Origin of the sequence: Prochlorococcus sp. MIT 1307 (assembly GCF_034092395.1) — a bacterium.
Taxonomy (GTDB): domain Bacteria; phylum Cyanobacteriota; class Cyanobacteriia; order PCC-6307; family Cyanobiaceae; genus AG-363-K07.
This window is the reverse complement of record NZ_CP139301.1, coordinates 98,483-115,429: the sequence shown is the minus strand read 5'-3', so window position 1 is coordinate 115,429 and position 16,947 is coordinate 98,483. Positions and strand designations below refer to the sequence as shown.

General features: G+C 41.4%; 34 protein-coding genes and 1 pseudogene. 13 read left to right on the top strand and 22 right to left on the bottom strand.

Features of this window, described 5'->3' with window-relative positions:
• Window positions 1-16 precede the first annotated feature (16 nt).
• Genes SOI82_RS00695 through SOI82_RS00680 form a run of 4 tightly spaced genes read right to left on the bottom strand, consistent with a single transcriptional unit; the run spans window position 17 to window position 792 of the window.
• Window positions 17-181, bottom strand: a complete 165-nt coding sequence (locus SOI82_RS00695) for a hypothetical protein (protein WP_320667486.1) — start codon at window positions 179-181, stop codon at window positions 17-19.
• A complete protein-coding gene (locus SOI82_RS00690) occupies window positions 178-423 on the bottom strand; it encodes a DUF1651 domain-containing protein (protein ID WP_320667485.1) in 246 nt (81 codons plus the stop codon). The genes SOI82_RS00695 and SOI82_RS00690 overlap by 4 nt, the downstream gene beginning before the upstream one ends.
• Window positions 420-590 (bottom strand): hypothetical protein, encoded by a 171-nt coding sequence (locus SOI82_RS00685; RefSeq protein ID WP_320667484.1) that lies wholly within the window; start codon window positions 588-590, stop codon window positions 420-422. The genes SOI82_RS00690 and SOI82_RS00685 overlap by 4 nt, the downstream gene beginning before the upstream one ends.
• A gap of 1 nt (window position 591) precedes the next feature.
• On the bottom strand, window positions 592-792 hold the full coding sequence (locus SOI82_RS00680; protein WP_320667483.1) for a hypothetical protein: 201 nt from the start codon (window positions 790-792) through the stop codon (window positions 592-594).
• Between the two features lie 86 nt (window positions 793-878).
• On the opposite strand from SOI82_RS00680, the gene SOI82_RS00675 reads away from it, so the two are divergent.
• The 3 genes from SOI82_RS00675 (at window position 879) to SOI82_RS00665 (ending at window position 1,901) form a co-directional block, all read left to right on the top strand.
• Window positions 879-1,022 (top strand): hypothetical protein, encoded by a 144-nt coding sequence (locus SOI82_RS00675; RefSeq protein ID WP_320667482.1) that lies wholly within the window; start codon window positions 879-881, stop codon window positions 1,020-1,022.
• A gap of 26 nt (window positions 1,023-1,048) precedes the next feature.
• Complete coding sequence (locus SOI82_RS00670) at window positions 1,049-1,276, top strand: hypothetical protein (protein WP_320667481.1); 228 nt, start codon at window positions 1,049-1,051, stop codon at window positions 1,274-1,276.
• 439 nt (window positions 1,277-1,715) lie between these two features.
• Window positions 1,716-1,901, top strand: a complete 186-nt coding sequence (locus SOI82_RS00665; protein ID WP_320667480.1) for a hypothetical protein — start codon at window positions 1,716-1,718, stop codon at window positions 1,899-1,901.
• Here the strand turns inward: SOI82_RS00665 and SOI82_RS00660 are convergent.
• The 3 genes from SOI82_RS00660 to SOI82_RS00650 form a co-directional block, all read right to left on the bottom strand.
• Complete coding sequence (locus tag SOI82_RS00660; protein ID WP_320667479.1) at window positions 1,898-2,083, bottom strand: hypothetical protein; 186 nt, start codon at window positions 2,081-2,083, stop codon at window positions 1,898-1,900. The genes SOI82_RS00665 and SOI82_RS00660 overlap by 4 nt on opposite strands.
• 92 nt (window positions 2,084-2,175) lie before the next feature.
• Complete coding sequence (locus SOI82_RS00655; protein ID WP_320667478.1) at window positions 2,176-2,355, bottom strand: hypothetical protein; 180 nt, start codon at window positions 2,353-2,355, stop codon at window positions 2,176-2,178.
• The gene (locus SOI82_RS00650; protein WP_320667477.1) at window positions 2,352-2,693 is read right to left on the bottom strand and encodes a hypothetical protein; all 342 of its coding nucleotides are present in this window, start codon (window positions 2,691-2,693) and stop codon (window positions 2,352-2,354) included. The genes SOI82_RS00655 and SOI82_RS00650 overlap by 4 nt, the downstream gene beginning before the upstream one ends.
• Window positions 2,694-3,221: 528 nt before the next feature.
• Between SOI82_RS00650 and SOI82_RS00645 the strand changes: the two genes are divergently transcribed.
• The 6 genes from SOI82_RS00645 (at window position 3,222) to SOI82_RS00620 (ending at window position 5,641) form a co-directional block, all read left to right on the top strand.
• Complete coding sequence (locus tag SOI82_RS00645; protein WP_320667476.1) at window positions 3,222-3,611, top strand: antibiotic biosynthesis monooxygenase family protein; 390 nt, start codon at window positions 3,222-3,224, stop codon at window positions 3,609-3,611.
• Window positions 3,612-3,777: 166 nt separating this feature from the next.
• A complete protein-coding gene (locus SOI82_RS00640) occupies window positions 3,778-3,906 on the top strand; it encodes a hypothetical protein (RefSeq protein WP_320667475.1) in 129 nt (42 codons plus the stop codon).
• A gap of 103 nt (window positions 3,907-4,009) precedes the next feature.
• Window positions 4,010-4,090 carry a DUF2905 family protein gene (locus SOI82_RS00635; RefSeq protein WP_320668430.1) on the top strand — a complete coding sequence of 27 codons (81 nt, stop codon included), beginning with the start codon at window positions 4,010-4,012 and terminating at the stop codon, window positions 4,088-4,090.
• A 588-nt stretch (window positions 4,091-4,678) separates the two neighbouring features.
• Window positions 4,679-4,894, top strand: a complete 216-nt coding sequence (locus SOI82_RS00630) for a thermonuclease family protein (protein ID WP_320667474.1) — start codon at window positions 4,679-4,681, stop codon at window positions 4,892-4,894.
• A gap of 5 nt (window positions 4,895-4,899) precedes the next feature.
• Window positions 4,900-5,292 (top strand): trigger factor family protein, encoded by a 393-nt coding sequence (locus SOI82_RS00625; protein ID WP_320667473.1) that lies wholly within the window; start codon window positions 4,900-4,902, stop codon window positions 5,290-5,292.
• A 37-nt stretch (window positions 5,293-5,329) separates the two neighbouring features.
• Window positions 5,330-5,641: a DUF1330 domain-containing protein gene (locus tag SOI82_RS00620; RefSeq protein ID WP_320667472.1), complete on the top strand. Its 312-nt coding sequence runs from the start codon at window positions 5,330-5,332 to the stop codon at window positions 5,639-5,641.
• 37 nt (window positions 5,642-5,678) lie between these two features.
• On the opposite strand, the gene SOI82_RS00615 is transcribed toward SOI82_RS00620, so the two are convergent.
• Together SOI82_RS00615 and SOI82_RS00610 are read right to left on the bottom strand one after the other, a co-directional pair.
• Window positions 5,679-6,035, bottom strand: a complete 357-nt coding sequence (locus SOI82_RS00615; protein ID WP_320667471.1) for a DUF3764 family protein — start codon at window positions 6,033-6,035, stop codon at window positions 5,679-5,681.
• Between the two features lie 766 nt (window positions 6,036-6,801).
• Complete coding sequence (locus SOI82_RS00610; protein WP_320667470.1) at window positions 6,802-6,942, bottom strand: hypothetical protein; 141 nt, start codon at window positions 6,940-6,942, stop codon at window positions 6,802-6,804.
• On the opposite strand from SOI82_RS00610, the gene SOI82_RS00605 reads away from it, so the two are divergent.
• Window positions 6,896-7,219 carry a carbohydrate porin gene (locus SOI82_RS00605; RefSeq protein WP_320667469.1) on the top strand — a complete coding sequence of 108 codons (324 nt, stop codon included), beginning with the start codon at window positions 6,896-6,898 and terminating at the stop codon, window positions 7,217-7,219. The two genes, SOI82_RS00610 and SOI82_RS00605, sit on opposite strands and share 47 nt — an antisense overlap.
• A 153-nt stretch (window positions 7,220-7,372) precedes the next feature.
• On the opposite strand, the gene SOI82_RS00600 is transcribed toward SOI82_RS00605, so the two are convergent.
• From SOI82_RS00600 to SOI82_RS00580, 5 genes are all read right to left on the bottom strand, one after another.
• Window positions 7,373-7,714 carry a DUF1330 domain-containing protein gene (locus SOI82_RS00600; RefSeq protein WP_320667468.1) on the bottom strand — a complete coding sequence of 114 codons (342 nt, stop codon included), beginning with the start codon at window positions 7,712-7,714 and terminating at the stop codon, window positions 7,373-7,375.
• 355 nt (window positions 7,715-8,069) lie between these two features.
• Complete coding sequence (locus SOI82_RS00595) at window positions 8,070-8,294, bottom strand: hypothetical protein (RefSeq protein WP_320667467.1); 225 nt, start codon at window positions 8,292-8,294, stop codon at window positions 8,070-8,072.
• A 74-nt stretch (window positions 8,295-8,368) separates the two neighbouring features.
• The gene (locus SOI82_RS00590) at window positions 8,369-8,944 is read right to left on the bottom strand and encodes a rhomboid family intramembrane serine protease (RefSeq protein ID WP_320667466.1); all 576 of its coding nucleotides are present in this window, start codon (window positions 8,942-8,944) and stop codon (window positions 8,369-8,371) included.
• Window positions 8,941-9,441 carry a thermonuclease family protein gene (locus SOI82_RS00585; protein WP_320667465.1) on the bottom strand — a complete coding sequence of 167 codons (501 nt, stop codon included), beginning with the start codon at window positions 9,439-9,441 and terminating at the stop codon, window positions 8,941-8,943. The genes SOI82_RS00590 and SOI82_RS00585 overlap by 4 nt, the downstream gene beginning before the upstream one ends.
• 258 nt (window positions 9,442-9,699) lie before the next feature.
• Window positions 9,700-9,993: a hypothetical protein gene (locus SOI82_RS00580; protein ID WP_320667464.1), complete on the bottom strand. Its 294-nt coding sequence runs from the start codon at window positions 9,991-9,993 to the stop codon at window positions 9,700-9,702.
• A gap of 176 nt (window positions 9,994-10,169) precedes the next feature.
• On the opposite strand from SOI82_RS00580, the pseudogene SOI82_RS00575 reads away from it, so the two are divergent.
• A pseudogene (locus SOI82_RS00575) lies at window positions 10,170-10,485 on the top strand (formyltransferase family protein); the annotation flags it as partial.
• A 365-nt stretch (window positions 10,486-10,850) separates the two neighbouring features.
• On the opposite strand, the gene SOI82_RS00570 reads toward SOI82_RS00575, so the two are convergent.
• From SOI82_RS00570 to SOI82_RS00555, 4 genes are all read right to left on the bottom strand, one after another.
• Window positions 10,851-11,222 carry a hypothetical protein gene (locus SOI82_RS00570; protein ID WP_320667463.1) on the bottom strand — a complete coding sequence of 124 codons (372 nt, stop codon included), beginning with the start codon at window positions 11,220-11,222 and terminating at the stop codon, window positions 10,851-10,853.
• A gap of 248 nt (window positions 11,223-11,470) precedes the next feature.
• Window positions 11,471-12,922, bottom strand: a complete 1,452-nt coding sequence (locus tag SOI82_RS00565; protein WP_320667462.1) for an iron uptake porin — start codon at window positions 12,920-12,922, stop codon at window positions 11,471-11,473.
• A gap of 202 nt (window positions 12,923-13,124) precedes the next feature.
• A complete protein-coding gene (locus tag SOI82_RS00560) occupies window positions 13,125-13,385 on the bottom strand; it encodes a hypothetical protein (protein ID WP_320667461.1) in 261 nt (86 codons plus the stop codon).
• A gap of 501 nt (window positions 13,386-13,886) precedes the next feature.
• Window positions 13,887-14,078, bottom strand: a complete 192-nt coding sequence (locus tag SOI82_RS00555; protein ID WP_320667460.1) for a hypothetical protein — start codon at window positions 14,076-14,078, stop codon at window positions 13,887-13,889.
• A 31-nt stretch (window positions 14,079-14,109) separates the two neighbouring features.
• On the opposite strand from SOI82_RS00555, the gene SOI82_RS00550 reads away from it, so the two are divergent.
• Window positions 14,110-14,331: a hypothetical protein gene (locus SOI82_RS00550; RefSeq protein ID WP_320667459.1), complete on the top strand. Its 222-nt coding sequence runs from the start codon at window positions 14,110-14,112 to the stop codon at window positions 14,329-14,331.
• Window positions 14,332-14,467: 136 nt separating this feature from the next.
• Here the strand turns inward: SOI82_RS00550 and SOI82_RS00545 are convergent, their stop codons facing one another.
• Complete coding sequence (locus tag SOI82_RS00545) at window positions 14,468-14,602, bottom strand: hypothetical protein (RefSeq protein ID WP_320667458.1); 135 nt, start codon at window positions 14,600-14,602, stop codon at window positions 14,468-14,470.
• 12 nt (window positions 14,603-14,614) lie between these two features.
• On the opposite strand from SOI82_RS00545, the gene SOI82_RS00540 reads away from it, so the two are divergent.
• Window positions 14,615-14,887 carry a hypothetical protein gene (locus SOI82_RS00540; RefSeq protein ID WP_320667457.1) on the top strand — a complete coding sequence of 91 codons (273 nt, stop codon included), beginning with the start codon at window positions 14,615-14,617 and terminating at the stop codon, window positions 14,885-14,887.
• Window positions 14,888-15,171: 284 nt separating this feature from the next.
• On the opposite strand, the gene SOI82_RS00535 is transcribed toward SOI82_RS00540, so the two are convergent.
• The 3 genes from SOI82_RS00535 to SOI82_RS00525 all read right to left on the bottom strand — a co-directional run bounded on the left by SOI82_RS00535 (window position 15,172) and on the right by SOI82_RS00525 (window position 16,858).
• A complete protein-coding gene (locus tag SOI82_RS00535) occupies window positions 15,172-15,555 on the bottom strand; it encodes an opacity family porin (RefSeq protein WP_320667456.1) in 384 nt (127 codons plus the stop codon).
• Between the two features lie 103 nt (window positions 15,556-15,658).
• A complete protein-coding gene (locus SOI82_RS00530; RefSeq protein WP_320667455.1) occupies window positions 15,659-16,087 on the bottom strand; it encodes a hypothetical protein in 429 nt (142 codons plus the stop codon).
• 93 nt (window positions 16,088-16,180) lie between these two features.
• Window positions 16,181-16,858, bottom strand: coding sequence for an NAD-dependent DNA ligase (locus SOI82_RS00525; protein WP_320667454.1), 678 nt, complete (start codon window positions 16,856-16,858; stop codon window positions 16,181-16,183).
• Window positions 16,859-16,947: the final 89 nt, after the last annotated feature.

Here is a 16,947-nt window from a genome sequence, read left to right as displayed (position 1 = left end):
AATCAAAGCCTTCAAACTAAGATACATAGATGCCGTATTGACTGGCTATACCTATCAAGTCAGCCATCTCTAGATCTAGAAAATAGCTCTTGATGGCTTGATAAGCATTGAAGCTCTCAAGATTGCGACGATCTTTATACATGGCTCTAGTGATGTGAATTGCAAGCTCTTCTTTAGTCATGCTGCTTCTCCAAATTCGTCATTAACTTTCCTCCAACCGTTTTGAATAAGTTCATTCCACGTCTCTAAGGCAGGTTCTAACTCGACTTTCCTTCTGCTTTTTAAGGTGCAAGGAGTGCCAACAGGAGTGACACTCCACTTGTCCATGTAGAACTTGGGCCATCGCTGCCAAGACATCGGATCTTTATGAAAGAGCAGTAGCCACATACCTTTTGGATCAGCAAGCCATCCTTCAGGGTTCATAGTGTTAAGCCGCCTCGGGACACCAACCAATCTCTTTCTCGTGTCGCGGCATCCAAAGAGGACACCGTGAAGTCAGATGCTCGCCATATGGGATGAGTCGTTGGTTGACTTGGCAAGTGAGAAGAGTATGACAATGCTTGTCGCCTACATAATTGAAGTGTTGGCATATCAGGCAAACGCAAGCTGAACGTAACTTTTTGGGGGAACCTTCCCCAAGGTATTCCCATTGCTTTTCTTCTGAATATCTCTTTGGGGATAGTACTTTTTGGGTTGGATACGTAGGCATTGACCGAGTCCAATAGGTTCTGCTACCACAGGACTCCAGTCAGACGCACGAAAAACGGCATAAGGAGAGGAAGCTGGAGCCATGTTTTCCTGGCAGTACATCTGTACTAGCTACTCCAGTGTGCATTTGTCAACTATTTCAAGCTTTCGTTTGTCCGACCTGCGAATAGATGAATCGTGATCTGTTAGTTCGTGATTGCTCCTCGACTAATCAAGGTGGTGCAAAGCGTGCAATAGCGATTGACCAGGCAGAGATAGAGACACAACAAACTGTTGTTACAGCAAAAGGAACTGAACAAGAAAATTCAGAATAATATGGACTCAGAATGCAATCTTATTGATGAGTCGTCGGCACCGAACGCTTCGGGACCAACTGTTGCATCAATGGAGGCGAGTGCGCAGGAATGAGTTGTCTCGTACATTGCGTCACATGAAAGTTCAAGAGCAACGTCGAGAAAAACGTGCGATTTATGTCAGGAATTATGTAATGAAATCTATTGACTCAATTGATCGAGTAGAGGGCAGGGGCAATGCAGTGGAACAGGATTTCTTACCAATGCAGGATTAACGAACACTGACGGATATTCACCAGAGCTAAAAATGTTTTGGGCGCCCTTTGATGATTGAATCTATGTGGTGGTCAGCCTGACAGGTCTCACTTTCATTAACTGGAAGGTGCTGAGGCCTAGACAATAAAAAAGGCCCTTGCGAAACGCGCAGGACCTAGGTGATGGGGAGCTTATTTTCTAAGCGGAATTCAACAGAAAATCAAGTCCTACTACAACTGGTGTCTGAAGTTAAAGACAGGTTAAGTCAAATCTATATCTAGTGTTACGACTGTCCCCCTTTGATCTTGACACCCACTAACTTTTCGTGGCCGGGTGATGGGGGATCAATCAGTCTTAACAAGAAAGCCTCTTTTCTGCGCAGGAGGCTTTCTTATTGGATATTGATTGAAGTACGTATCTGTAAGGGCCATGATGGAGACATGAAAACCAATCAGATTCATGGGAGAAGCCAAACGACGAAAAGAGCAAGGACTACCGCCCAAGCGAAAGAAAAAAGGGAAAAAAGAAGAAAACTCAAATTCCTTCAATTCATTATTCAAAGGTCCCAGGCTCGGCTTATATCTAGGCGCGGCTTTTGTGCTTTATCTGATTTATGACGTAATTCATTACTACACACGTGGCTAATTATTGCTTGCGAATTTAACGATAGAAAGAACAGCGATCAATATGATTCCAAAAGTCCAAATTGAACCACTCCTATCCGTCAGCCTTTCCAACCACAAAGGAAGTCCTTGATTCTCACTGATAAGGATATAAACCAGTCCTAAAACAACAAGAGGAATACCTATGGCAAGTAGAAATTCCATTTAGTTTTTTGCCCAACGATCGCATTATTGCTTGCTTGGAGCAGTACAGCACAAAGTCAATTATTGATCAGTGAATCAGATAACTAGTCTTTTTATCCAACTCCTTTTCTCTTTCTTGCAGCGGCATCATTATCCAAGGTGGTTTTAACAAGATCTTGGAATCCACCGCCAGCGGAAGCGATGACAAAAGTAATTAAAAAAGCAAGTCCAGCGAATATTGCTACTCCTAATTCCAGAGGAGTAATCATTCCAGAAACAGCAAAAAGAGTCATTTAAAAACCTTTGGATTTTTATCGATGAATGCTTTGTAAGCCCAATAGCCAATGCCTGCAATAATTGCCATTGGCAACAATAAAGTTGCAAGCTGCAAGAGGACATAAAGGCCAAATGCTGCAAGAGCAATTCCTTTAACCAATGACTTGTTCTCGTCAGAAAGGTTTTGCCAGAATTTGATAGATTCCATAATGAAGCGGCGATACTCTCGTTGTTTTTTTCTGAGTCCCAAAGGTCTTGAATCGTTTATAGACGCAAGAGCCGGGAATATGTTGTTCGCTGTTAAGCGTCCCTCTGTAGCCTCGGTCTCGACTTCCCTTAAACCATTTCGGTTCAAGTTCGAAGTTCGTTTCTGTCATTGGAAATGAAGGAGAAACTCAAACCAGTCATAGTCGTCGTCCATGGCTTGCACATCGACAACGGTTGTTTAGGTCGCAGAGAGATAAACAATCGTCTTATAGCGGAAACTATCAAGGTAAGGAAGGAAGCCAAGACAATTAATCTGATCATTTCTTTTTGACGAGGGCATACTTTGACGTCTCAGAAACACACCCGCTGCTGTGCCCCCCTTATTTTCTCTATACGAAATCCCCTGATGGCTCAGCGCTTGAGATGAAAACACTAACAATTAAATAGTTAATTTAGAAAATTGAAAGAAGGATGTAAATGAGAAAGAGATCAGCAAGTAAGAAAGTGAGTATGTTTTTTTTGCAAGTGAGGTCTTTGATTACTACCTTTTCCTGATCGACCAACTGCAACCAGAATTCATGACAATGCTGCTTGTCAGCAGAGCCTAAAGAGTTGTCCTCTGACACAGCTAATATATTTGAAATGTGAGATACTTCCATTTAATCGAAATAAGTTTATGCCGACATTTGATAATTCAACTCCTTTTATCCTTATTGCTCGTATTCAAGTTAAGCCAGGCAAGGTTGAGGAATATTTAGAGCTAGCAACTAAAACTGATGCCGCTGTAGAAGCTTCTGAACCAGGAATGTTGCATCACACTTTTGACCAGGATCCAGACAACCCTCTTTGCTTTACATGGTCAGAGGTGTACAAAAATGATAATGCGTTCCTTGCACACCTCGCTAATCCACCTGTTGGAGAATATTTAAAAGGGCACGCAAAACTAGGTGATAGTTTCACCGTAGAGGTATATGGAACTGTAGGGAATAAATGCAAAGCTGCTATGGAGGCAACTGGTCTACCTTTGAAAATCTTTGAAAGCAAATGTGGATATAGCCGGGTATAAGAATCAAAGAAAACAGCAGGTAACTAATAACTATGACTGTAGATCTCAAAAACCACAATGAACTCTTCCAGGCTAAGTTCTTTGGGTTGTGCAAGACATACCAGCAAGAGATTCAACCACACCAGAAGTCAGAAATCCTTAGAGATTATGCAAACAGCCTAGAATTATGAATCCATCAATAACTTCGATAGCTTTGCTAGCTCTTGTTATAATTGCAATCTCAATTTGGTGGATTCGACAAACGCTTAAAGAAGGTAGAAAGGCAGTAGAAGAAAGCAAGGCCGATCTAGATTAAAAGCATGCAAAAACACTAATAATTTATAATTTTTCAATTGCTGCCTTAGATTTCTTTTATGCTTAATGAAATAATTAGGTTTAGGACAACTGCCAGATAAAGTATTTCAAAGGAAGAAAACTCAACTTTTTATTTCCCAGTCGTTAGTGGTATCGCTATTAGTTTACTTATTTCGACTCCTTAATTTATTCCGACCCTCTTAAATGCCCCTAAAAAAACCTATCCCTGATTTTATAATGCGTCTATGGCGAAAAGTTCGAAGGTTTGAACTGACACGCACTCTTCGATCCACTGAGAAGAGGATGGAATACGTCAAAAAATCATTGGCTTATATAGATCGAGTCGAAAACAGAATTCCGAAATAAAGAGTCCTTCCGAGGGATTCAGGTGTTTCATCCGAAGGTTCAGACTTTATCTAGTCCAAAACGGCTCAATTGCGAGACACTACGTCTCTAATTTTCTATAGGGATTGTTTGGTCACCATTACATCATTCCCATAATGCAATCTTCTAGAAACTCCTTCCCTCTGAGCTATAGGTCGAAGTAATTTTTCCAGCACAGTCAAGATGTAGTCATTCAACCAGCGTTCAGGCTTGATTTTGTGGGGCTCTGATCTGCTTCTATATCCCTTCTATTTTGCTGCTCCTGAGAGATCGCTAAATTCTCGGAAGAGCATGAGGGAATTGAGGAGGCAAAAGCAATACGAGAACTTGCTTAGCAGGCTCCCAACCATTTCTCGAACTTACTAACAAAGATGTTGGGCCAAAACTACGTGACTGCAAAGCCTTATCCAGTTCCAGCCGAAGCAACACGGGGTTACCTCAATGGTTTAGTAACTGTAGAAGAGGTTGCTATTAGGCTTGCTAATAAAGACAGGTATTGCAGGGCTGTTGTTGAGATATCAATGAATAACGTAAATATCCAAGAACATCTTGTTGAAAAGAGATTCGCTCGTGTCTACAAAAGGTCAGCGGATCAATGCCCTTAAAGTCGATGAGCAAGCAGGCATTGAAAGTAAAAATCAATGAATTGGCTGATAACAAAGTAGTTGTTGATATTGAAGTACCAGCAGACCGCTGTAAGTCGAGTTATGAAGCTGCTATAGCCCGTATGGGTAGCAGTATAAGACTTCCGGGCTTTCGTCCAGGGAAAGTCCCTAAGCCCGTCATTATTCAGCAGATTGGTATAACACGAATAAAAGCATCAGCACTAGAGAAACTCATCGACCAGGTTTGGAAAGAAGCCATCGCCCAAGAATCAATCGAACCTGTTTCTGAGGCACAGTTAAAAGAAGAACTCCAATCTTTAGTTGATCGCTTCAACCCTAATGAAAACGTCTCGTTTACTCTCGAAACCGAAGTTTCGCCAGCAAAGAAGAAGGGTTGAAAATGTCTAAAAAAGATAAATTTCTTGTTAAGCAAGTATGACTACAGAACTCATTTGCTTTTTCTGGCTTGGAATCGCAGCGTTGCTTCTGAATGCTGGACTATCTTCTCAAGCTCTTCCACTCTTTTGGTTAGTTCTTCCATTGGTAGCAAGGTTGCTGCTAAAGGCTTCGATACAAAAACTATTGAAGGGAAAGGCGCTCACCTCGCTGCGATTATTGAATTTCCCCTCTAAAGAAGTAGCTTCAAATACTTATAAAAAAGGCGACTATCAAGAGTTAAGTAAATTACGCTGGACTAACTCTTCTGATCCCAATATCACGATTATGAATGGTTCGATATCTCACTAATGATCATGCCTCAATTGTTCATCAAAACAAAAGACCTCTACTGGAATACCCAATTCGTTGTTTGAGTGGTTCTCATAATATGGCCACCTGCTTCCATCATTTTTTTATTTTCTGAAAGGATCTTTTCAACGGAACCTGGTCTCGACTGGTGAATTACAACAACCTGACTTGGGTCATCGATATTGACACCTCTAAATAGGGGCTTAATAGAATTGGCTTTATGCATCTGATCAGCTTCTTTGCTATCGAAGCCTGAAGCCCATTGATCAAATGGAACTTTGATTTTGAAAGTAGTTATAGAAATTGGAGCAGAAACAACCCCGCTTGGGAGTTGACTACCAGTCAAAACTCCAATAGCAGCAGCAGCTACTCCAACAATTGTAGTGGTTCTCATTAGAAAATTGATTCTCTATAAAGATCAACCAATACCTTTAGTTGTCAAGTTGCGATGAGGTAAATAGTTGGAATGATGCAGAGCCAAAAAAGAAGAAAATGCATTTTAACTTTGAGGTCTTGTATTTTTGCTATTCAGCTCAAGGACAATCAAACATTTCATAGCCACATCAATATTTGATGCTTGTGAACAATTACTCACTAATTATTACTCCAACATCTAATGCATCTTGAAACTCTGGCAAATTTTTTAGCTGACCATTGTTCTAAACCTTTTTGGCAATGGCAATAATGATCGACTTCCTCAAACGTCATTAACTTGTGGTTCGTTGTCTTCTAATGCTTCTGAAATTTCTCACATTTCTCTAATTTTCTTGAGTCGCTCTCGATCAAACAAACCGGATCTAGTGCTCATTAAAACTGAATAGTTAAAGCCGTTCCCCTTTACCAATAAAAAAGACCCCTTTATCAAAAGAGGCTACATAAGACCGTTTGATCCCCATCACCAGGTCATTGTTATGACAATAATCACTGTCAAGGGATTTGTCATCGGTAGATACACGCTATTTATAGTGTGACCTATACAGCTCATTTACAAAGCCACTACTTGTGGTGGTGGGTGGGTGGGGGGGGTTGATTTTGGGGTAAATCTCTCTTAGAAAAAAGCTCCCCATCACCTAGGTCCTGCGCGTTTCGCAAGGGCCTTTTTTATTGTCTAGGCCTCAGCACCTTCCAGTTAATGAAAGTGAGACCTGTCAGGCTCACAATCACATAAATCCAATCGGCGTTGGGCCTCTAAAACATTTTTGGCTCTGGTGATAATCAGTTAGTTTTTTTATGTGCTCATTGGTTAGGCAACTAATGCGGGAAGTTGCAGGAATTTCAAGGAGTGCACAATCAGCAAGCAACTCATCCGTACCTACTTTTAGTTTTTTGGCTAGCTCTAAAACTCGGATCGTCATGGCCGTATTCAATAGATTGATTAGGAGAAAAAACCAATTTGGAACAGCAGAGCCTCACAGAAGCGATACAGGCTATGAGGATCCAGTGACTTGGGAAGTTTTCTACCAGATGTCTGCTAGTGACAACATCACAGTTACTCCTGCAATCTTTGTTATTCAAAGAGATGGCGAGCGTAACGATGACATCACTGGTGCATTAGTTAAAACAACCTTCAAATTCTGATTTTAAGTAACGCCCCTTTGAATCAGATTGAAGATAGTAATAATTGCTCTCGCCAAAAATGGTGGGAGCTTCTTTTTGTTTTTGATTTAGCGCTGTAGCTTCAAATATCAATAGCCATGCCTGCCGCATTGAAGTGCATTAAGCAAACAAACTTTATTTACCCATCGCTCTTCTTAATTTGGTCGCTTCATCCATTCCTTCCATAATCGTGAAAGTTGCATTTTTCGTTGCAGCCTTTCGAATCTTCGATAATTGTTGATACTCAGTTGACTCATAAGCATCTACAGCTGCTCGCATAGAAGGAAACTCGCAAATAACGGCCAAGTTTGCAAGTTCAGTGAGCTCTTTTCCTTGTGGCTCTGTATCTTTTGCAAAAACTTCTCCACCCACAGACTTAAGCCAAGGGCCTACGGCTTCTACATATTCAGAAAACAACTCTTGGTTGACAACTGTTGAGGTTGAAAGCCAATACCCCTTAGCTCCTTTTTTGTCCATAATGAATTGATTGATAGCGCAGGGTTTGTTCTCTCCACCAATATTAAAAGCATTTTTAATCCGGTGCGTGAAATTTGGGGATTACCTAGCCTTGACTTATTGAAAGTTTCATCATGGTTAGCTTCCTTTTTTTATTGCTTAAGCCGATACTCTTTTTAATGCTTAAAAAGTTTTTTAAAAAGCAAATGAAGGTTTTCATCATCAGTGCCATTGAGTGGCTTGTCCTTCAAACAGATAATGATCTTGATGACAAGATCCTTGCAAAGGTAAAAAGAGGCATGAAATTAGGAGTAGTTTAAACCTTAGATAGAGCATGTAATTCTGATTCATATTTAGCCGCAATTTTAGGATCCTACTATTTCCCAAATTCTTTTTGCTCCTGCTTTACTAAATAAAGAACCTCAAGGTCTTGTAAGGAATCGGCAATCTTACGTCTCAAAAAGGCCAACGCGGCATCATCCATCTTTGACTCAACAATCATTGCTTCTGATTGTTTAATGGCATGCTGAATATTGGTAATTTTAATTTGAAGAACCTTTTCATCTTTTTTGCATTGCTCAAGTGTGTAAGCATCAATCATTTTCTAATGGACCTTCTTGATTTCTTGAGAGATAATTCTTCTTTCGACCATGGATCTTGTATATCAGAGAATCTTTACTCCAACCATATTTTACCCCTACCCTTATTCGGTTCTCTATAAATAGCAAGTGCTCCTAATAAACCACCTAGAAAACCACTGAAATGACCTATCCAGCTAATTCCTTGGGGGACATTCCATGGGAGTAACGATGGAAGAAAATAGCCATACATCCCAAAACAGATAATGGTGAGGACAATCGCTAGAAAACGTTTTTCTAGAAAACCAATTATCAACAAATATCCAAGTAAACCAAAAACTATTGCAGACATCCCATGAGCTGGAATAGCCCAAAAGAATGCTTGGAAAATTTCGACAAATAAAACACAGACCCAGATTGAGATGTAATCACGGAGTCCTTTGGAAAGAACTAGCCAACTCAAAGGGAGGAACAGGAGAGTATTTGAAAGCAAATGTCCAAATCCACTATGGCTAAAAGGAGCGGTAAAGAGTCCCCACCATGGAGCACCTCCTCCCATGAGAAAGTTCCAATTTCCACCAAACCAGATTTGGTCGATGAGCTCTTGTAAACAGGCGATTCCAATCAAAGCCAAAGGAACGAAAAATCGGACTGATTTGGATGTCCTGCTCATAATTTTGACCAGCGACATTGATTTGCATATCGCTGATATATTTGCGCATAGCCTTTAGATACCAATCGCTTTTGAATATTGATTCGCCCCTTGGAGAGTTCAGCAACCGTTCTGCCATAACGGTCTTTAGTAATCCGACGGATGGAGACTTTCTCTCCTGCAACTAAACCATTGAGATAGTCCCGTGCTGCTTTGGCTGGCATTCGATTAGCTCGATTCCCTCGAAGTTCTGGTGTGTCGATACAAGCCAATCTAATTTTTTCTCCTCTAGCCGTTGTGCATGTGTCACCGTCGTAGCAGCTCTTGATTGTGACCTGCTCTTCCTTATTTGAAAAATATACAAATACAGTAAAAGCCAGTAAGGCAGTAAGACCGAGCTTGAGCAAATTCCAAATGCAACCAAAACAGCTTTTAATCATTACTAATGCTGTTGAGGCAAAAAAAAGACCCTTGCGATACGCACAGGGCCTGGGTGATGGGGATACATATTCTGCCACGGGTGCGCAACCCCACATCTAGTGCTTACTACTCATGACAAATCTCTTGACACGCTTTATTGTCCGCACAACGGCCGGGTGATGGGGATCAAACGGTCTGCATAAGAGAGCCTCTTTTCTGCATAGGAGGCTTTTTTATTGCTGTTCAAATCTCTATGAGCAAAAGAACTTTGGTCAAAAGCTGGACAAGTAAAAGGGGCCAGTTACGGCCCCTAAACACGTCCTTAGTGATCCCCATCACTCAGCCAGTTGAGAGGATTAAGCCTTGACAGCGCACTTTTCAGTTCCTTCAGCAAAAAGTTCAGTTTTTTTTTCTGCTGGTGCTAGCGCCTTGAGTTCTTCTTGAAGCTCATGCTGACGTTCATCAAGGATTTTGATCCGTGATTGATAGTTCTCCTCCAATCTCTTGCGGGAAGCTTCAAGATTGTCGAGTTCTTCTTGACGTTGTTTGTGCTTGATCTCTTCTAGCTGGCTATCAGAGACCACATAAATAGTTCTCATAGGGGAGAAGAAGGAGTCAGCAACAAGAGTGTCGAATAATAAGGTGTACATAATTTTCTTGCGAGTACACGACTACTTTGAACCCGACAGATAAGAACGAATAGGATGTAAACCGAAGAAATTTATACGGTAAATATCACCAACTTCGGTTAGTACAACTAAAAGGTCGAGGAAACCCATACGTACAGACATTTAACTCGCACCTCAATAAAATGCGAGAAAGAAGGATTCCTATTATTAATATTCATCATTCATTCTTACCGGCTTTTAAAAGCTCACACGCCCTATCAAAAAGCATGGCAAAGAGGAGGAAAGTTAATAGGTGCAACTGCTCATTCTGTAACAGAAGAATTAGACAATGGGCCAATTATCGAACAAACCATTGTGCATGTGAGTCATCGTGATGAGATTGAAGATTTCATTCGAAAAGGAAGAGGTACAGAGCGTTTAGCTTTAGCAAAAGCAGTGAGATTGCATTTGCATCGTCAAGTTATGGTTTATCGAGGTCGAACGGCTATTTCCCTAAAGAGCAAATCCTTTTAGAAAATAAATATAAGCCTCTTGAGTGCTACTGAATTAGATACATCTACTTTTGGTTTAAGTAGAAAGAATTACAATAGTTATTAATTTGCAGGATATCAACACTTAGCTCTGTTTTGCTTGCAATGAACCTTCTTTTATCTATTATTTTTTGAGCAATTTCTTCATCTGGTCGGATTTTAAGAAGAGCAAGATATTCTCTACAGTAATTTGATAGTTCTTTGTCTCGGCTAAAGGGGATTAGTTGTACAGCGATCACGCTTAAAGCTAAAGCCGTAATAAATGAACAGGCTTTGTGGACTGAATCTCCCATGTATTTGCTTTTTAGGTCTCCAACTCTTATAGCGTGCTTTGAGTAAGTTGATCATCTAGCAACAAGAGCAATCATCCTCACAATCTTCCTCTTTAGGAGGAGAGATCTTAGACATATCCAAGTCAGCTATCTCAAGCCCATATAGATCAGCAATTTTGGTCATCGCTAGACCTTCTGCACTTGCCCAAGACTCTGCTAAAGCCACCCAAGTTTTTTGACTAAATTCCACCCCCAAGTTTTCGTTGTTATTCCTTCTCTCATCTATCTCCATGACTTTCTTTAGGCCTTGCTCGCTGAGATGACTTTTAATTCTTAGGAAAACAACTTCCAACATTGAGTAGTAGAACTTTTCCTTTGCCTTCTCATAGGCCCATTCAGCTTCTCCTTGAGCTTTCTTGGCATATTCAGCTGTGATCTCCTTGCTCATTTCTTCTTTTTATCAGTGAGATCTCTAAATCGTATCGCCCGTTGCATTGAGTCTTCCAACATTGATGGAACGCGGTATTCGATATAGAGATCTCACGTCTTCTTAAAAGAACGCACTTGCAGAATCTCTCAGAAAACAAGCAGAAAACGATACTTATATAACTGTTTAAATGTTATTTGTAGATATAAAAAACTCCCACCATTAGAGGTGGGAGTAGCGATGCGTGAGTTGATCAAGATTTCTGTTGACTAGAAGGAGAAGGTTGTCTTAATTACACCTCCTGTATAGTCATCATTCTGTGCGCCATCCCTTTGAACAACAAACAGTGCTGGTGTAACTGTGATGTTGTCACTTACAGACATCTGGTAGAAGACTTCCCAGGCCAATGGGTCATCATAACCAGTGTCATCTCTATGTGTTTCGGCAGAGCCTAAACCAAAGCCAAGGTTGTTGCCCTCTACAAAGGCATCATTCCAAATAAGGCCCAGGCTCCAGGTATTGCCGTCTTCATTAGAATTTGCTGCGCTATCAGTGGGATCTTCTTGGTCTACATCCTTCCAACCGTAACCAGCACTTATGGATGCTGGAATCCATTCAGAACCGTTGTCTAGGTTGTAGACGCCACTGATTCCATAAGCAGAGTAATCGCCAGCATCAATACTGTCATTCCAGTTTCCGTTGTCATCAACGGTGTAGACCGCTGCAAGAGTGAAGTTATCGTCGACCCAAGCAAGCTGAGTTGTGACGGTGTCCTTACCCTGGGCGGTTAAAACTCCTCCAGGTGTAGCTTCTTGAGAGGAAGCATTGGATGCGTCTTCTGAAACGAATAGAATCGACGTGCTGAACTTGTCTTTTGCGTAAGTAACACCTGCACCAGCACCCACTGCCAAGTTGTAAGCGTCATTGGCTCCGGCATAAGTTAATACGTCTAAGACAGAGTCACTTGGATATTCACTAGGCCATACACCCAACATTTGGTCTTGGCGAACTTTGGCACCAATGGTTGCAGTGAAATCGTCGCTAACAGGGAACTGGTAAAACGATCTCGCAAGAGTCAAAGTATCACCATCATCACAGGCAGATTCAAGGGCAGCCGCTCCGGTAAAAGGAGTGTCACCAGAATTACAAGCTTCTATCTCGGTTAGCAACAAGTCATTCCCATTAAAACTAGTTTCAGCTTCGATAATATTGTGATAGGTGAAAGTGACTGCCTCGTCAGTTCCACCGACTCCAGAATCAACTCCCCCAAGTAAGAAGATACTCTTTGCATGAATCTGAGTGGTTGGTGAGAACCCAACGCCTCCATGACCATGCCCAACACCAGCCTCAATACCATCTAGGGTCAGGCGACCTTTGATGACAGCAAGCTCAGCACCGAACTCGTCAATTAGTGACTGCTCCTCTTCGTTTACCTGAGCAACATTGCCAAGGCACTTGTTCAGAAGGGCAGCTGCTTCATAACGAGTCATGCTGCTGTTTGGATTTGCAGCTGCACAACCATGACGCTGGCGAAGATTGTTTAAAGCCTGGAAGGCCCAATCGCTTGGATGTACGTCAGAAAAGTTAGAGATGCTCTCTACTTGACCTGGGTTGGAGTATTCAGAGACTCCATTGACATTGAGCTCTGCAGCGGTTGCTGCTACAGGAGCCATTAGCCCCAATGCAGCAGGTGCCACCAGCAGTTGCTGGAAAAGTTTCATTGAGATTCCTCACAGTAAATGCTCATTCAAAAACAAGCTTGAATATGATAACGATTATCATTATATTTGGTATTAAGTCACAGTTTCCTGACTTAAGCTCTCTTTTGGGATCAGAAAATTTGTCTAGACACTTAGGTTTACTGTTTTCATTTTCTTGGTCTTAAATAAGAAGAAGAGGATTATGATTTTATTTATTCAGAGTTCAAAAATTAATAACCCTGCCGCCTTCTAAAGCATTCAAGGACTCTCTAATTGCCTTTAGTTGCTCAGCATTTTCCCTGTCAGTGACACCCTTATCGATGATGACAAAGACTGCCTGGCAAGCAGTTACCGCAGCATAGTTTTTGGTATTAGGGTCTAACGCTATTTGCAGTAGCCGTTCTGCTACTGCAGGGGCACTCGCTATCAATACAGAGTGACTTTGATCGATGTGATCTTTGGTTTGCTCTTCGAGTAATTGCAAACTATCCGGATGAGACCTGACGTATCTCCTTAAGGTGCGATGTCCATATCCACTGCAGCCGCTGCATCTTTCTAAGACGCACCACCACTCCTGAGAGTTAAGGCCCTTTGAACATGGGGTGGTAGTGGTACTTGATCGATAGGAGGACGACCTCTACTCTCACGTTTTCCATGACTTCTAATTGTCATCAATTCATAGATCTAGGAATACTTTTAGAAGGCTCAATATGACTGCTAATCATAAGCTGAGACTTAAAATCTTGCGGGGTGTAGCACACTAGGAATTATTGACGAGGGTGGTGAGCTATCGCTACAGGTTCCCTGGACGCTGATCACAATCTCAAAAGTCTCTTACCCCTCCCCCCCTTCTTAGGAAGACAGCTAAAACCACTGCTATAACTTTCGCTTAATCAAGTAAGCCGCTATTCCAATTAACACAAAAGTATCTACAACTGAAATTCCAATAATCCAGGATGTACTCATTTGAGTGACTCGTGCTTTTTCATGCTCGTTTTACTGGCTCATACACATGGGCTTGCTGTTCTGTCATGCACTCAATTGGATAACTTATGACGTTTTTGGCTGTGACACCAGTTCCTACTGCAACTATTGCAATCACAGCGAGGACCTTGGCTCTTTCGCTGTTGAGTAAACCATCCAGCATGCTGATCTTTTCTCCTCTAAAGCGTCGCATTTACCCCTATTAAAGGGCCGAAACGGCATTATTGGGTCGCTCCATCTACATTCCTTTAAAAGAGCTGACAACTTATTTATTACTCCCTATGTCCTCAGAAAAATGGGTCCCTTCTGAAAAAGAAAAAGAGGTTATGCAGGCTGTATGGATGCAAGTTATGGGTGCCTGTAAAAAGCTCAAAGAAGAGACCAGAACAACTGATGAACACGTTAGAAAAATGCTTACTGAAATGTCAGATCGTCACTTCTCCTGAGATTGACTTGGATAATCCTTAATCTTTTTCTCTAATTCTCTCCCCTCAATAGACGGCACTAAAGCATCCAATATCTTCCTGGCAACCTTCATGCGTGCCTTGTTCAATCCGTTCCAAATGAGCTTTAAAGGGTTAATCATTTCTCAATCTTGATTTGTGCTTTCTCTACTCGTAAAAGCATCTCCTTAACGGCATAAACCGCAACAGCAAAGATCACAATCCCACCAATGGTTTGGATGAAATCTATGTAGGTGGCAGTTAGGTGGTTCATGGTGGTTAGTCCTTGTCTAACCCTTGTGCTCTGCGGTTCTCGTTCCTAGTTCCAAAACCAAAAGCAGTCACGCTTAGCGTAAGGAAGGAAGCGAAAAACACCACTACCAGTAAGACCCCTACAGGCGAATTGAGAACCTCAGTAAATGCCGCTGCAATCAGCATTACAAGCTTGATCGATTCATTAAATCTAGCCGCTTTTCTCTTTGGCTTTCTCTCTATGAAAGCACTTGCTTTAGGTCTAGGCTTTTTATTAGCTAGGGGTTGGATGCAGATTCCTATTTAAAGGAATTGGATTGCAGACCCCTTCAAAACTCTTTTAGAACCTCCATCTCGTCCCGATTTTTACTCCTGCAAATCTGAGTGGGTCGATTGAAATGTCTTCATCCCCCATTGGGAACAATTGAAGTAGTCCACCCTCTAGATAAATATCGTTGGTGTGATCCAGCTTGTAAGTAACACCTGCGGTTAATTGGCCACTTTAGGCAAGACCGTTCATTGATGAGGTGTATGAATCTCCACCATGAGTCATCGGACTTTTGGGCTTCCTAATTGAGAGAGTCCCAATCCTCAACCTACATAGGGAGAGAACTTGCTCTGATTTTTAAAGTCATAAAAACTAGAGATCAGGAAGGTTTGAACATTGATTCGACCTTTCATTCCTATTTTTGCTTCTGCCTCAGAAGTTGATGAAGTGACTTTCATTGACTTCCATGAGCTGTAGTTGAGCCCATAACTTGCTTCCAATCTCCAATTGGTCAGTTTGCGACCAAAAGCAACTTCACCAGCGATACCATCACTTAAATCGATTTCTTTTTCTACTTCTTCTAGCTGAGCTTCCCAGTCACGTGGGGAACTAAAGCCGACTGCATTGGTTGCATAAAAGTCCTTACCAACTGGTGCTGCCGCTGAACCCGCTACAACAACCAAAGCAAAAAAGCCTGGAACTGTCATTAGAAAAACTCGAAACAAATATCCCTAATCTCCTCACATCTCCACTGAAGACCTGCTATTAGTTGAGTAGTGGCTTTAGTGGTCAGTTTTCAATGCTTTCTTCCTAAATCCAGGGGTCATCATGGCATCCATCTAATGGATCTTTTTTTCCTTCCTTTAAAAAAGACCACCATCCTTTATCTTTCTTTCTTTGTTCCACTTCTTTCTGCTTTTGTTCTTCTATTTTTAATTCACGTTGCTCTTTTTCTAGCCTTTCCTTGTAGGCCTCACTATTTGGATTAGCCATCTTTTTTACTGATTCTAAAAATGCATTGATTTTTCGAGAATCCTCTAGATATGAGTCGAAATCCTTAGCTAGCCTATTTGCTCCTTGACCAAGAGCAAATTCATCTCCATCCTTACCAACTAGATAATTATGTCCAACTGAATGACATTCGTGAAATAAATCAATACTGTCATACCAGTCTCCAACTACCTTAATTGCGTTCTTGAACCCTCCGGAATTCTTAATCTGTTTTGTTATTTCTTTCAAAGAGTATTCATATTGTATGCATTCTTTTTCGTCCTAAAATTGAGTTCCATCTTCTGCTTCCCAAACTTGCTTAGGCATTAATCAAGACTCTCGTCATACCTTTATAGCTAACGCCCAATTAGGACACACACTATTTTCACCCAGTTGTTTTTGTAGTTTCCTTGAGTTGACCTTAATCACAATTCCATCGGTGGGATAGTTATTAAACAGTTTTCCTTGTAGCCATAGTTTTCGATATAGCTCAACTTCAGAGGTAGAAAATTTAGTGAACTCAGATTCAGGAACCTCAAAACAAAGTTTCTCGAGTTCTAGAAGTTGAGTGCTGTGGTTGAGATCAGAGTTGAGAATCTGAAACGCACAAAACGCTAAACCTTCTCCAGTAGGCACTTTCTTCCTTAGGTGCCCAGCTGCTAAACGCTGCGATTTGGCGGGTTCTAGACCAGGTCCATACAACTCACCTCTAATCTGGATGTCTTGATCAATTGGCAGTGTGGAAGGGATGTTTTGAATTGTCCTAAGCGGTTCAGTCTTATCCGTACCTTTTCTATTGATGGCCTTATTTAGAACTCCTTTCTCATATGAGAGTGCGATTGCACAACCATCAATCTTGGGTTCGATGATCAGGCGTGTATCAGGCAAGAGCTTCTCCTCCAGCCACTCCTTGAAATCGCCATTAGCAAGGCTTAGCAGCTTGTTGCCTTTAAAAATGTCATTATCAGGATCAACCCTACGCAGATTGGTGAGCAAGTGATCGAACTGTTGATCGCTCACTAGAGCCTTTCCTGATCTATAGGCATTATCTAGCTTTTTGACTATCGAAGCCAAATCACTTGCGTGAATTTTACGAAATATCTTGTTTG

Bases quoted from the DNA above. Each gene is read 5' to 3' on its own strand.
- SOI82_RS00600 (WP_320667468.1), bottom strand. From the start codon at position 7,714: ATGGACAAAAAAGGAGCTAAGGGGTATTGGCTTTCAACCTCAACAGTT.
- SOI82_RS00655 (WP_320667478.1), bottom strand. From the start codon at position 2,355: ATGACTCTTTTTGCTGTTTCTGGAATGATTACTCCTCTGGAATTAGGA.
- SOI82_RS00665 (WP_320667480.1), top strand. From the start codon at position 1,716: ATGGGAGAAGCCAAACGACGAAAAGAGCAAGGACTACCGCCCAAGCGA.
- SOI82_RS00555 (WP_320667460.1), bottom strand. From the start codon at position 14,078: ATGCGACGCTTTAGAGGAGAAAAGATCAGCATGCTGGATGGTTTACTC.
- SOI82_RS00590 (WP_320667466.1), bottom strand. From the start codon at position 8,944: ATGAGCAGGACATCCAAATCAGTCCGATTTTTCGTTCCTTTGGCTTTG.
- SOI82_RS00640 (WP_320667475.1), top strand. From the start codon at position 3,778: ATGAATCCATCAATAACTTCGATAGCTTTGCTAGCTCTTGTTATAATT.
- SOI82_RS00580 (WP_320667464.1), bottom strand. From the start codon at position 9,993: ATGTACACCTTATTATTCGACACTCTTGTTGCTGACTCCTTCTTCTCC.
- SOI82_RS00545 (WP_320667458.1), bottom strand. From the start codon at position 14,602: ATGAACCACCTAACTGCCACCTACATAGATTTCATCCAAACCATTGGT.
- SOI82_RS00690 (WP_320667485.1), bottom strand. From the start codon at position 423: ATGAACCCTGAAGGATGGCTTGCTGATCCAAAAGGTATGTGGCTACTG.
- SOI82_RS00595 (WP_320667467.1), bottom strand. From the start codon at position 8,294: ATGATTGATGCTTACACACTTGAGCAATGCAAAAAAGATGAAAAGGTT.
- SOI82_RS00605 (WP_320667469.1), top strand. From the start codon at position 6,896: ATGCGGGAAGTTGCAGGAATTTCAAGGAGTGCACAATCAGCAAGCAAC.
- SOI82_RS00535 (WP_320667456.1), bottom strand. From the start codon at position 15,555: ATGACAGTTCCAGGCTTTTTTGCTTTGGTTGTTGTAGCGGGTTCAGCG.
- SOI82_RS00660 (WP_320667479.1), bottom strand. From the start codon at position 2,083: ATGGAATTTCTACTTGCCATAGGTATTCCTCTTGTTGTTTTAGGACTG.
- SOI82_RS00565 (WP_320667462.1), bottom strand. From the start codon at position 12,922: ATGAAACTTTTCCAGCAACTGCTGGTGGCACCTGCTGCATTGGGGCTA.
- SOI82_RS00620 (WP_320667472.1), top strand. From the start codon at position 5,330: ATGACTACAGAACTCATTTGCTTTTTCTGGCTTGGAATCGCAGCGTTG.
- SOI82_RS00570 (WP_320667463.1), bottom strand. From the start codon at position 11,222: ATGAGCAAGGAGATCACAGCTGAATATGCCAAGAAAGCTCAAGGAGAA.
- SOI82_RS00680 (WP_320667483.1), bottom strand. From the start codon at position 792: ATGGCTCCAGCTTCCTCTCCTTATGCCGTTTTTCGTGCGTCTGACTGG.
- SOI82_RS00625 (WP_320667473.1), top strand. From the start codon at position 4,900: ATGAGCAAGCAGGCATTGAAAGTAAAAATCAATGAATTGGCTGATAAC.
- SOI82_RS00645 (WP_320667476.1), top strand. From the start codon at position 3,222: ATGCCGACATTTGATAATTCAACTCCTTTTATCCTTATTGCTCGTATT.
- SOI82_RS00675 (WP_320667482.1), top strand. From the start codon at position 879: ATGAATCGTGATCTGTTAGTTCGTGATTGCTCCTCGACTAATCAAGGT.
- SOI82_RS00685 (WP_320667484.1), bottom strand. From the start codon at position 590: ATGCCAACACTTCAATTATGTAGGCGACAAGCATTGTCATACTCTTCT.
- SOI82_RS00695 (WP_320667486.1), bottom strand. From the start codon at position 181: ATGACTAAAGAAGAGCTTGCAATTCACATCACTAGAGCCATGTATAAA.
- SOI82_RS00615 (WP_320667471.1), bottom strand. From the start codon at position 6,035: ATGAGAACCACTACAATTGTTGGAGTAGCTGCTGCTGCTATTGGAGTT.
- SOI82_RS00670 (WP_320667481.1), top strand. From the start codon at position 1,049: ATGAGTCGTCGGCACCGAACGCTTCGGGACCAACTGTTGCATCAATGG.